This window comes from Candidatus Electrothrix sp. (assembly GCF_052785085.1).
Map to the genome: position 1 here is coordinate 34,481 of NZ_JALAAI010000014.1, position 13,458 is coordinate 47,938.

Consider the following 13,458-nt stretch of genomic DNA (forward strand, 5'->3'; position numbering starts at 1 on the left):
AAGGGGTCATGGTAGGTCTTCCCTACCAGTCCGGCTATAATAACCGGCACAGCCTTTTGATTCAAGGAAACATTATTCTTCAGCAAAGCACACCTGACACGGATATAACAGATATGGAAACACTCTTTCTTCTTTACAGCTTTATTTTTGGTGCCCTGGTTGGTTCCTTTCTCAATGTAGTTATTTACAGATTGCCTGATGAGGAACAATCTGTGGTCTTTCCTGCCTCCCACTGCCCCAAATGCAACACCAATCTGCACTGGTACGAGAACATTCCCATTCTCAGCTATATCGCCCTGCGAGGAAAATGCAGGACCTGCAAGGTACCCATCTCCCTCCAATACCCGGTGGTGGAACTTTGCATGGCCCTGCTCTCCCTGGCCCTCTATCATCGTGTTGGATTATCCCTGATTCTGCCTTTTCACTTCCTCTTTCTTGCAGGGCTACTGGCTATTATTTTTATTGATATCCATCTTCAGATTATCCCAGACAAAATCAGCCTGCCTGGAATCCTGGTCGGTTTTATCAGCTCCTTTTTCAATCCCCTGGTCAGCTGGCAGGAAGCCGGGCTTGGCATTCTTCTCGGAGGAGGGGTTCTTTATGCGGTTGCGGCAGGCTATGCCCTCCTCACAGGACGAGACGGCATGGGCGGCGGCGACATCAAGCTGCTGGCCATGATCGGAGCCTTTTTGGGATACCAGTGCCTGCTGTTTGTTATTTTCTTTAGCTCGCTGACAGGTTCTCTTGTGGGGCTTGCTGCCATGTTCCGCCAACGCAAGGGGGGGCAAACCCGGATCCCCTTTGGCCCTTTTTTATCCCTGGCTGCAATGGCATGGCTCTTTTTCCAACAAGATATTTTGACCCTCTGGTTTTGGTATCTCTCTGTATCAGGATAGAAACAGCTCTGTTACTTTTTTCACCAACGAGAATAAAATTCATTATTATCAAGAACGGTTAAAGAAAAAACCACAGGCCTGCGCAAATTTATTTTTTTCATCAATCCTCTGCCAAAGGTCGCCAGTAAGAGAGTCTCGGGGGAGAAGAAATCCGTAAGCTAAAAATAGAGCTTTTTAAAGATCAATGCAGCCTTGAAGAGTATGAAGAAGTTTTTGCGCCTGTCAATTTTGTCACAATAAAAACATAACTCGACATATCATACCGGAAAGAAAGCATATAATAAAAAAGAACCCAAAAACATACCGCTAGCCCATATACCGATCTCTATCGCCTGCAAATCAAGCTCTTTGGTCAATCTCTTCCACTCTCTTTCTCTATTGGAGTTTCTCAGAAAATCAAGCCTAATCATTTTTGACCAGGAAAGATATTTTCAGGTAAAAATGATCAGAATATAAAAAAATAATACAATAAAGTAACAAGGCTTTCATTTCTGAACAGCCTTTTATCAAAAACTCATCCGACCCAAATAACACCATATATGCTCTGGGATACTGTCAAACATTCTTTATCCAGCTCACTGTCTGAAAGTGAGTACAGCCTGTGGATCAAGCCGCTCTCTTGTGTACAGGAGGACGACAAGACCTTGCAGATTGTCTGCCCGGATCGTTTTTTCTGTGCCTGGATTAAAGAACGCTACTTAGGGCTTATTGAATCAAATCTGAGTAAAATTACAGACGCTCCCCCTGCAATATCTTTGAGCGTATCAAACCTTCCTCCAGCTCCAGAACAGGAAAAAAATGGTTCAGGACAGTTACGGCTCCCTGGTATGGACACCTTCAAATCCACGATCAGGTCCCTCCATCCAGCCTACACCTTTGATCAATTCATGACCGGTGAGTGCAACATGCTGGCCCGTTCAGCCTGCAACGCCATTGCTGCTGCTGATTATACCTTTGGCAATAACCTCTTTATGGCTTCAGGGACCGGACTTGGGAAAAGCCACCTGACCCAGGCCGTTGTTCATCAGGTTATGCATACTGCCCCTGGCACCCGTATGCACTACCTGACAGCCCAGCAATTCTCTGCTGAAATGGTGAAAAGCATCCGCAACAACAGCATGCAGCAGTTTTCCAATCGCTTTATCCATGGCTGTGACCTGCTGTTGGTGGAAGATGTCCATACGTTGGCTGGCAAAACAAAGACCCAGGAAGAGTTGAACAACGTCCTTGATTACCTGATAAAGTCAGGAAAAAGGGTTGTCATGACCTCTGCGGTGCCAGCACGGGATATCCAGGGACTGGATGAGGACTTTCGTTCCCGAATGACCTCTGGCCTGATCACTGATATTGAAGCTCCTGAGTATAAGACCCGGGTCTCTATCATCCGCCATAAAGCTGCCCACAATAATCTGAACCTCCAGGATGATCATATCCACTTCCTGGCAGACCAACTTCAGGGTGATATCCGCCGCATTGAAAGTGCCCTTATGGGAATTAAGGCCAAGACAAGTGTGTACAAGGCCCCACCTGACATGGATATAGTTCGAAGCGTCCTGGAAAGTCTGGGCACCTTACAGCAACAAAAGCAGCTCACAGGCACCATGATTCGGGATATCATTTCCAGCCAGTATAAAATTTCAGTGGACGAACTGACCTCACGCTCGCGTAAACGGGTTTATTCCTTTCCCCGTCAGATTGCTATGTATCTGACCAGAAAGTATACAGAGGAATCTCTAGCCCATATTGGCAATCTCTATAACCGGGATCACTCCACAGTGCTCTATGCTGTAAAGGTTATTAACCGTGATATTGCCCAGAAAAATTCGGTTCGCCAACAGGTAGAGCTGCTCAAAGATAAACTGGAAAAATAACGCAAAACAACAAACTCCCACTTTGAGATGCTGAATTGCAGGGGCAGATCTGCGTGTCTGCCCGGTTCTTTCATCCCACCTCCTGTTCTCTTCTCCTCTTGTTTCCTTCCTGATTATCTGTTATTCTTCCTTATCAGAAAAACTATCAGGAAAAGGAGAAAAACGCCCCCTGCCCGGCAATTCCGCCAACTGCCAAGCCTTTACCGAGCTGCGAGCCGCTGCCTGTTCCATTATGCACAACATCCCACAATACGAGTACAAGGAACCAATGCATCCCCAAAAGGACACAGGACAACCAGATAGTGTGCCATCACGTTATTTTACCGTAGTCTTTCTGATCTCTGTTCTTCTGCTTGGCCTGGTACTCTGGCCTTTTTGGCAACTCCTGATCCTCGCCTTTTTGCTGGCTGGTATCTTTCGCCCCATCTATAACTGGCTCAACAAATGGGTTTCTCCCTGGATGGCCTCCAGCCTGACCTGCGCCCTGATTGCCCTGATTATCTTTATCCCCCTGACCTTCTGTATCGCTGTCCTGTCTACAGAGACCTTGAATGTCTATCAGTTGGGCCGGGATACCAATATGCTGATCAAGCTGCAACAGGTAATTCAAAACAGCAAATGGATTACTCAGGGCCAGGAAATCCTGCAGGGCTTTGGCGTCAACTTCCAGCCTTCTGATATTACCGAGATCTTTTCAGACCTCAGTAAAGAGGCTGGCATGTTTATCTACAGCAAAGCCTCTGTCTGGGCCGCCAATATTATGAGCTTTGTGCTCCAGTTCTGTTTTCTGATCCTGATGATCTATTTTCTTCTTATTGAGATAGACCGCCTGGTCCGCTTCATTACCCGGCTTTCACCGCTGCCGGAAGAACAGGATAACTTGCTCTTAAAAAAATTCCTGGATATCTCTGGAGTAATCCTGGTAGGCAATGGAATAAGTGGTATATTCCAGGGAGTTATGGGGGGAGCATTCTTTGCTGTACTGGGGATCAAATCACCTGTGCTCTGGGCAGGGGTGATGGCGATACTGGCTTTTCTTCCCATCTTTGGGATAGGATTGGTGCTGCTTCCCACTGCCGCCCTGCTTTTTCTCAATGGTGCACCTGGACAGGCAGCTCTGACCTGTATTTTTTATATTATTCTTTCCTTCACTGTGGAGTACCTGCTCAAACCAAAATTTGTGGGTGATCAGGTCAAGATGCACACCCTGTTGGTCTTTCTAGCTATCCTGGGTGGGATGTCGGTCTTCGGGGTTCTGGGGATCATCTACGGCCCCCTGATTGTGACCGCCTTTCAGACCTTGTCAGATATTTATCTGAAAGAGCATCGACCTGCTCTCAAGGTCATAGAAGAGGCGTAGGGGTAAACCCCTGTGTTTACCCTTGCCGCTATCCAGAAAATAAAGGGCAGGCACAGGGGCCTGCCCCTACGGTTTCATATTGTTAGAGTTCCAAAATATCATCAAAGAGTTCAGCGTGCTCTCTGATCTTCTCTCCGCTTCCTATGGTGGCCCGGAAACGATTCTCTGTCCGGGTTAACTGCTCCAGTACTGGCGCATAGGCCCGCATATCCTCCACCTCCGTATCAATCACCCGACCAATCCGCTTCTGCTTATACTCTGGGGTAATCGCGCACAAGTACTCATTCCGGGCTGCAAGCCCCTGCACTGCCGGGGACTGGAGTGGGTTCAGTGCCCCATAGGTACCAATGATCAGCTGATCCAGTCTTTCCCGGCTCAGTTCAAGCCCCTGCACCGCAGTTGGAATAGCATCATAGGCTGCATAAGTCTTGCGCACCTGGGGGTCCCGATAGCTGACCAGGGCAACATTACCGGTTAACTGATGGAGCTGGACAAAACAGCCATAGGCCCCGCCTAACTGGCGCACCGTATTCCAGAGATAATCACGGGACAACCAGGTCTTGAGCACCTCAAAGACGCCTGTATATTGCTCAGGTCCTGTGAACAAGGAACAGGCTTGCACATTATAGACAACATCAGCAGAGGTTGTGAAGGCCTGCTGAGCAGGCAAGCTGGGAAATTGAAACTTTTCGACAGGCTGCTGAACTCCTTGCAGAGAACTACGTAAAGAGCCTGCGTATCCTTTGACCGTATCAATATCCTCCTGGGAACCGGTCACGGCCAGCTTCAGGTTCTCCGACTGAAAGACCTGACTCCGCAGATCCTCAAGACGGGCCAGAAATGCCTCTTCCTGATCTTCATAAGAGGCAACTAACTCCTTGAACTTCAAATAGGAGGTCACCCCATGGACACACTCGTTCAGCATCCCGGAACGGCTGAGATGGGCCAAGGCCCTGGAAGAGGCCAGATTAAAGCCCTCGCTCTGGACATTATGTTCAGCCCAGGTAAACTCCCGCATCACAATCTCCCGGATACGCTGGCGGTTGGTGAGATCCATATCCGCAAAGACCTCCTGAACCAGTTCAATGGCCTTGGACAGATAACCAGACAAGGCCTTGACCTGAAACCAAAGCACCGGCTGCAGGGTGTCCGGGGCATTCATCTCCTGGTAGGTGGCAAAGGAATGGTTAAAACCACCAGTGCAGATATTCACATCCTTGGCAAAACGCATATAATCACGGGAGCCAGTACCGATCTCAGTGGCAATGGTGCCAAAGAGATCCAACCAAGGCAGCAGGTCTGGAGAAATCGCTGAACAATCCAGACCAACCTGGACATAGGTAATGGAATTGATCTCCAGGGCATTGGCAATGCAGGTGGCACCATCACAATCTTCTACCTCAGCCTGCAAAAAATCAGGCTTCCTATCCAGATCCTGACGGGACAAACGGGGCAACAGGGCCAGGGTTTCCTCGCTGTTCGGGGTCTGCTGGAGCTGCATCAGCTCCTGGGTCTTGGCAATCAGGGCTGCGGTTGTTTCCTGATCCAGAGTCTGCTCATAGTCAGCTAAACGCTGCTGTTCCTTTTCTGCTATTCGGGCTGCCTTTTCCGGGTCAGGGGTCAAAGTGACCGCCACAAAGGCCGGGTTTTCCAAAAGCTCTGTCTGAATAAGCTCTTCAAAATACTTTTCCTCCAGGGCCTTTTTCCGAATAGTGGCAAACATCTCCTTAATAGCCAGGGCTTCAAAAGGATCTGAACCATGCTTAAGACTGGGCAGGGCCTTACCAATGAGATCCAATCCCCGCTGGGCCTTGGTCAGGTCTTCCCGAAAAGAGAATTCATACTTATTCAACTCAGACAGGACCAAATCCTGATCAAGCCCCTGTTCAACAATCTCTCCCAGTACCCGACGGTAAAGGGCCAGAAATTCATCCCGCTTCTCAGCCTCAGAGCCAGCCAGATAGGTCATCATAAAGGTCTTGTAACAGGAATCCGCAAGAAAGAGGCCGCCAAAATCCCGACAGAGCCCTGCCTCCACAATGGCCTTTTTCAGGGGAGATGCATCCGAGTTATAGAGGATATTGGCAATGATCTGAAAGGCAGTATTGCGCCGTCTATCCAGAACCGTGCCTACAGCGGTGCCCACGGCCAGATAGGTCTTGCCGCTCAAATCACTGCCCGACTGGACAGCATAGCCATCCTCAATAAAGACCGGCTCAGAGATATCCTTGCCCCGGACAATCTCGGCCTTGCTGCCTGGTTCATCATAAGAGGCCAGGAAATTATCCTGGACCGCTGCCAGCTCCTGTTCCAGGTCGGCATCGCCGTAAAAAAACAGGATACCGTTGGAGGGATGGTAATGTTTTTGATGAAATTGAACAAACTGCTCATAGCTCAGATCCGGGATCGCTGAGGGATCACCGCCTGATTCATGGGCATAGGTGGATTCCGGCATCAGGCCTGCAAAGGTATGATGGAAAATAGAGCGGATAGGGTCAGAAAAGGCCCCCTTCATCTCGTTAAGAACCACGCCCTGGAATTGCAGGGGAGCGTCTTCGGATTCCTTATGATAATGCCAGCCCTCCTGCTCAAAGGTGCTGCGCGGAATCAGGGGATTGAGGGCAACATCACAATACACATCCATGATATTAAAATACTCGGTCATATTACGGCTGGCAAAGGGGTACCAGGTGGTGTCGGAGCCGGTCATGGCATTGAGAAAGGTGGTCAGCGCGCCCTTGTTGATCTCTCCGAACACATCATGGACAGGATATTTTTTTGAGCCCATGAGTACAGAATGCTCCAGGATATGGGCCACTCCGGTGGAATCCTCCGGTACTGTCTGAAAGGTGAAACAAAAGGTCTTGTTGGGATCGGCGTTTTTTATGGCCAGGGCTGGAGTACCAAGCACCTCGTGCTCAAAAAGATAGACTTCGGAATGAATATCTGCAACATGTTCTTTTCGTCGCAGGATGAATCCATGATACGTGGAACCGGGAGTGAAATCTGTCATAAAAGACCTTGTTCGGGTTAAAGTTGACGGGTACCGGAGAAAACCGGAAAAAATTGTAGAAATATTGTCCTAAAATTGCTTGTGAGAATCAAGGAGAATAGTGACTGGCCCGGAATTTACCAGGCTCACATCCATCATGGCCTGGAATTCTCCGGTGGCAGTGGTGATGCCGGAATCGGCAATGGTTTGGATAAACTCTTCGTACATTCGGCGGGCCTTGTCTGGCGGGGCGGCCTCTGACCAGGAAGGACGACGGCCTTTGCGGCAATCAGCCAGCAGGGTGAACTGGGACACGATGAGCATGGAGCCTCCGGTGTCGGCCAGGGAGTGGTTCATCTTGCCGTCATTGTCCTCAAAGATCCGCAGGTTGATGATCTTGTCGGCCAGCCAGGTGATGTCCTTTGGTTCATCGTCCTTGTGAACGCCCAGCAAGACCAGCAGGCCCTCGCCGATGGCCCCGGTCTGGCGGTCGTCTACTGTTACTTTGGCGGATGTTACTCTTTGGATTACTGCTCGCATGGGTTATATCGCTCTATCCCACTTCTTTTCTTGATAGTTAAGATACAATCGGCTCCGTTTCTAATAAAAACTGTTCAGTTTCAGCGATCAACTGAGCCATACCCGAAACCGTCCTCTGCAAGATCCTTAGGGGAAATCTGGTAATGTTTAAGTAAACATTTCAATTTATTGTTCATGCAAATACCATTTATTTCGCTAAAATTATTTCTCTCAATTATCGGCAGGACATTGTTCAATTCGACGTTAGACATTGATTGATAAAGTTTTCTCCAAGAATCGGTCAAGCCTTTTTTTTCGCACAGACGCCGATGCAAAATATACGCTTCCGGCATGTACAGGATTTCAAAAAACTCATTTTCATCCTTTCCAAAAGCGGCCTTAAAAAAATCTAACTTTGTACCGACCTTACCTTTCGTCGCATTCAGAACTGTTTGTATTGAACGAATGAACTTTCGGTTCCAATGGTTACCGATGTAGGTTCTGCCGTGATGCAGTTTATTATCGTCCCAAATCGGACTAAATCTCATTGGAAACGAATAAATCTGTAAATCAAGTTCATTGCTTAACTCGACATTTATTCTCATCCGTTGATACAGTTCAACTGGTCTATCCTTGTGATTGAACAGTAAGTAGTTAGATAGCTGTTTGATATTGTATTTTGCAGCAAGCCGAATGGCTTTCTCGTATGGCTTTGCAAGTTTCATGCTGTCGAAGGCAATCCTTAATGGCTTAATCGGAATTGTCGCAAGAAGAGCCATTTTTTCCTCTGTAAGTAATCGCGCATCAACACCTTGGTTAAAATCTACATACCTATATTTAGATGCTTTATTGCGCCGATCCTCGTACAGCTCCTTAACATCCTCATATACACCAGTCAGCTGGTCACTTGTCGGAAGTAACTCTGCACATATTTCATTTTCCTCAAGCAGCCGTAAATAGTTTTTGAGAGTCGCTCCAGACAATCTAGATCGAAATTTAATAAGGATTGAATGCGCTAATCGACGATAAGCAAATTCATTAATACCGGACTTCAGGTTCGCTATAGAGATTTGTAAATAATTCGGGCTTACAAACTTTGCTCCTTTATAGAATCCGTTAGCACATATCTGTTGAATAATTTCTGGAAACCTCTTTGATGCCAAAACATTATTATCAAGCAGCAACAAATTCCTTCTCGCACCATATGTTCGGTCGATATATTCAAGCTGTTCGGATATTGGAAGGTACCCTTTGAAGACAGGTTCTAAAACAGGAACTGCACAGAACTCGCATTTACGTATACAGCCACGCGATGTATACCCGTAGTATCCATCATGCTCAGGATATGTATAATCGATTTCCTCAAGAATTGAATAATCTGGAGGTAGTTGGTCAATTATGGTTGTATCCCCCTCGTCCAACATACCGGGTGTATCCAGCAAGCCGATAATAGGTCTAATGCCTGTTGCTTCCTCAACCTCATCCGGTATCAAAGAAGCCATTACTCCGCCGACTAAAACGTTACTTTCGTCTGAAACCAACTTTTTGCAATACTCAATCGTTTCAATAGTTCTCTTAAAATAAAAAGTAAACAGAGACGTTACACAAATTCTATCCCAACTTGCACAACTCTCAACACGACCTGCTCTATAGGCTTTATTATAATATTTCAACCAAATTATAATGGATGGAGAGAAAATACCGCCTAACTCCGAAATTTGAGCCAAAGCGGTCTTTCGTCCATATCGAATGAATTGAGCAACAATTGGAGCGTGGCATTTCCAATCTATCCTATCATCAATGGAGTAGAGTTGTTCTATAACGGTCTCAGTATACAGCTCGATGACAAGCTTACGTAAGTCCCCTTTAAAAAAACGCACATAATCACCGCGATTCCGGTGATACGCCGCTAATTTCATCAATCCAAGAGGCGGATATTTATTTCTATAGCCAGGTTCTACAAGCAGTACCCGCCTCTGCTTCAGCGAGTTACTCATGAGATTTTGTTATTCCGAACCGCTCTTCGATTTTATAAATCAATACGTTCTGGAGGTCTGGAGACAAGATAGTCCTGATGACTTCATAAATTTCACCTACTAATTTCTGTTCTTTCCTACTCAGTTTGCTCAGTTTGTTTGCTTTATACTTCTTGCCGTTGCTCTTTTTTTCTGACGAGTTTCCCTTGTTTTTTTTGGGTGATTCTGTATTTTTCTTCTCAGTATTATTGCTGCTTCTGTACTGAACAAAACGGGCCAAAGTTTCATTATCTTCGGCATGTTGTTCAATCCTTTTTAACTGTTTTTTGGCCTTTTCCGCATTTTCTCTGATTTTATCAAGCTTGTCCTTTTCCTCTTTCTCATGTTCTGGGCTATAAAATTCCTGTGTTTCTAATGTGTCTTCAAATTTTTCAATCTGGTCTGCATAAGTTTCAACCTTCTTTTCCGCACTATTCCATTCTGATGCCTTCCGGCAAATATTTTGAAGCTTGCTTGTCAACCCATGAAGTGCATCCTCAAATTCACTCAACAGTTCACACTCATCAAAATAATCACGTTGCCCATTCGGAAACAGTTCTTCATGCAATACATGAATTTCACCGATAAAATAACGATGAAAACGGTTTTCTCGAAAAAAGCGTTGTAAAGTAAATTCATCTCCAACTTGTATATTACCTTTGCGGAGCCTTATCCCCCAAGCTTCGTTAACAACAGGTATAAGCTGCATATACTTAGTGACGGCGTACCATCCCACAGCAAGAAGCTGATTATGCTTTGAATACAAATCGAAAAATTCAATATCAATTACTTCGTCAATACGTTTCTTCTGTTTTTTTTCCTGCTTATATACATTATTACGATATGCTTTAAATAGCTGAGTCGTGTTGACAAATATTCGATAGCCTTCGCAGGATACCCCCCTGTCAACAAGCCCCTTTTTAACTTTAGAAGTGAACACAAATTTCGGATCGTAAAAATCAACCGGGGCTACCATCCGTAAATTTTTTGTCACCGCATCGTCATCAAGTAATTTCACATTTTTTACATTCTGCAATATCACATTGAAATAATGCTTGTCCTTGTGCTCTACTATCCCATCCTCTATCGTTGTAATGGCTTGAATTACCTCAGATGCAAGTTTCTTGTCCTTTTTATCACTGATAATCTCTTTCAGCTTCTGCCCATTCCATTGCAAAACAGTTTTTGTATCTTCGCCCTTAAACGAAGTTTCAATAATCAATTCATCACAATAAGCCAATCCAGCCAAACGACCGATACCACGAAACCCCAAGTTCTTCGTTCTGTCTTTGCTGGAGGCGGCAATACTTGTGAGGACTTGCCAAGCATTCTCCCTTGGAATACCTACCCCATTATCTTCAAAAGAAATACGTCGCTTTTCTTTATCAATAACGATTTGTATATCACCTTCAGAAATATCCTCTAAAATTTCTCTAGTTACAGCCTCGTTAATTGCATCGATCGAGTTTTGAACGTACTCCCGAAAAATCACCAACGGATTATGGTACATCCCCGTTGTGAGGATTTCGATTATATTTTTTCCTATAATGACAGAGTCGGAATTCATAGCTACTTCTCCTGAAAATAAATAGGTCGCGGAAACCGTATATGAAGCGGTGAAGTGAACACCGGATTTTGCACAATATACTCTCCCTGAGTCAGTCTAATCATCATATTCTTATATACTTTCGGGATGTAACTATAATCTTTCTTTGACACTTCAATTGTATTTGTCCGTCCATACGCATGTGTTGAACAGTTCCCTTTAACTCGTTCGTGGATAGCACTTTTAAACTGTTCAGCTGAAAACAGAACAATTCCCAAGGAGCGTCCACGTTCCGATATATCAATTATCTGCCTCAAGATTGGTGAATTTTTCGGCAAATCTGACCCTGCATATTTATTCAGCTCGTCTATGAAAACGATAATTCTGGAAGGAATATTTTCCTCATTGTCAGTAAGCTGACCAAGTTTGAGGTCATAAATTGTCCTGATTACATCGCCAAAAACAAAAGATTGCAGGTTTTCGTCAAGTTTGGCGATATCAACTACAAATACCTCGTTTGCCTTGATCTGCTCCAATGCGGAACTCAACCGGATTTCACTCCGCTCAGATACCACGCGATTTCCAAACATGCTGTTTTTCAAAGATTTAGAGATGATCCGTTTGAACTTTCTCCAACTTTGTACAGTGATATCCTTATCAGTTCTACCACTGTTCGCTTTTCCGTATTCACTGATTTCATTTTCCAGTTCATCCCAGTTGCGAATTCTCGCAAATCCTCCTTGCCTCGACTGAATATAATGACACGCAGATTCCATTGTTCCTGTCGAATCTTCAATGTTTGCAAAAAGAAGATCCAAGCTGTCAAGATCTTTGTCAAAGCTGTACTTGTATCGAAATCCTTTCTTCTCCTCTATCAGTTCATCAACATAGTCTTTCTGGGCATATGTGTTCGAAAAGTCATCCTGTTCATATGGGAAAAAATACTTTACGTTGTCGAAAGGGTTCGGTTCAATGCCAAGCTCCTTGTATCGTTTGGCATCTGCTTCCGTGAATTGCCCAGAATCGGGTCTCTTGTCCAAAGTCAGCAGGTCTCTACCCTTAACGTTGAGAACAACAAATGCAACCGACTCATCGCCGAACGGTTTATCATCCCCAACTTGACTCATTCGATGCTGGATGCCTTTTAACAGAAACATTGCATATGATGTTTTGGCAGCAAGCCCGGATATTCCACTGATATTTAAATGCGCTCCCTCCGGTCCTATTAAGAATTTCCCATTAAAATTAACCGGCAAAAGCACCTGTTCACTTTTATTTTTCGAGTACATCTGGATATATCCGCACGGTAGTGCATTCTGCACATTCGCCAGCCCCAATGCTTCGCTAACTTCCTCATTATTAGCAAGTCTTACCTGACTGCCGTCCTGAACAGGTGTATAAATCGCTTTGGTATTCTTAACTACACTGGCCTTAATGTAGTTCATACCTATTCGTCGAGTCGGAGCGGTCGTATCAACCTCGCCAAAGTCGTTCGAAATAAAAGCTCCCATATATCCAGGTGTATCAGTGATATGATTTATTTCTTCAATAACACCGTATGTCTTCGACCCCTTCAAATGCTCTACGACAACTACATCAAATGGATCAAGTATCCTTTCTGGGGGTGTCCAAAAATAAAATTCATCAATTGTAGTAGGCCTGTTTTCAAGCGCAGTTACTTTCCCAATAATTCTCATAATTTTTAAAAATATTAAAGTAGATGCATAATTACATGATCACTAAGACGATGGCTCTTCAGGCAACGCTCTGTCAAATGTATCGGATACAGGTGATTAGCCCATCTCCGGTCACTTCCATAGCAAGTTGGATTACGCTCCCACATGATATGCGCTGAAATGGAGTCAATAACCTCACTTCCCAAACCATCCCTAACGGTTTTATCATCCACCAAGAGCTTTTCAACTTTCACGACACCATCAAAGGGACTGATAGTATGTTTAATATCACGAATCCTGATATACCAAGTAGCGAAATGGACTGCGCCCCCCTCCCCGGCAGCAACATTTGATTTAAATTTAAAAGCGGGGGTGCGATGGTAGAGGGGGAGTTGTGCAATCAACGAGGCGTTCGATTTTCCCTTTTGATCGCAGCTCTTCTCAGGATTAAATTTTTTGGAACAGGCCCCTGACAGCCTTTTTCTGCTAGCTGGTTAATCTTTTAATTTTACACCAGAAAAAAATGGACATTTGAGATTTTTCTGGTATTAATGTAATAAAAAACGATTTGTCATTGGTAACC

At 45.1% G+C, this 13,458-nt stretch carries 8 protein-coding genes; 3 read left to right on the forward strand and 5 right to left on the reverse strand.

What is annotated here, in order from left to right:
• The first annotated feature begins 8 nt into the window (after positions 1–8).
• From L2082_RS04115 to L2082_RS04125, 3 genes are all read left to right on the forward strand, one after another.
• The gene (locus tag L2082_RS04115) at positions 9–896 is read left to right on the forward strand and encodes a prepilin peptidase (protein ID WP_446008185.1); all 888 of its coding nucleotides are present in this window, start codon (positions 9–11) and stop codon (positions 894–896) included.
• Between the two features lie 539 nt (positions 897–1,435).
• Positions 1,436–2,767, forward strand: coding sequence for a chromosomal replication initiator protein DnaA (gene dnaA, locus L2082_RS04120; protein WP_446008184.1), 1,332 nt, complete (start codon positions 1,436–1,438; stop codon positions 2,765–2,767).
• A gap of 268 nt (positions 2,768–3,035) precedes the next feature.
• On the forward strand, positions 3,036–4,127 hold the full coding sequence (locus L2082_RS04125; protein ID WP_446008183.1) for an AI-2E family transporter: 1,092 nt from the start codon (positions 3,036–3,038) through the stop codon (positions 4,125–4,127).
• Positions 4,128–4,209: 82 nt separating this feature from the next.
• On the opposite strand, the gene L2082_RS04130 is transcribed toward L2082_RS04125, so the two are convergent.
• The 5 genes from L2082_RS04130 to L2082_RS04150 all read right to left on the reverse strand — a co-directional run bounded on the left by L2082_RS04130 (position 4,210) and on the right by L2082_RS04150 (position 12,896).
• Positions 4,210–7,140, reverse strand: a complete 2,931-nt coding sequence (locus tag L2082_RS04130) for an insulinase family protein (RefSeq protein WP_446008182.1) — start codon at positions 7,138–7,140, stop codon at positions 4,210–4,212.
• Between the two features lie 69 nt (positions 7,141–7,209).
• Positions 7,210–7,659 (reverse strand): D-aminoacyl-tRNA deacylase, encoded by a 450-nt coding sequence (gene dtd, locus L2082_RS04135; protein WP_446008181.1) that lies wholly within the window; start codon positions 7,657–7,659, stop codon positions 7,210–7,212.
• Positions 7,660–7,739: 80 nt separating this feature from the next.
• A complete protein-coding gene (locus L2082_RS04140) occupies positions 7,740–9,635 on the reverse strand; it encodes a hypothetical protein (protein WP_446008180.1) in 1,896 nt (631 codons plus the stop codon).
• Positions 9,628–11,220: an ATP-binding protein gene (locus tag L2082_RS04145; RefSeq protein WP_446008179.1), complete on the reverse strand. Its 1,593-nt coding sequence runs from the start codon at positions 11,218–11,220 to the stop codon at positions 9,628–9,630. Before L2082_RS04145 ends, L2082_RS04140 begins: the two co-directional genes overlap by 8 nt.
• 2 nt (positions 11,221–11,222) lie before the next feature.
• Positions 11,223–12,896 carry an ATP-binding protein gene (locus L2082_RS04150; protein ID WP_446011468.1) on the reverse strand — a complete coding sequence of 558 codons (1,674 nt, stop codon included), beginning with the start codon at positions 12,894–12,896 and terminating at the stop codon, positions 11,223–11,225.
• Positions 12,897–13,458 lie beyond the last annotated feature (562 nt).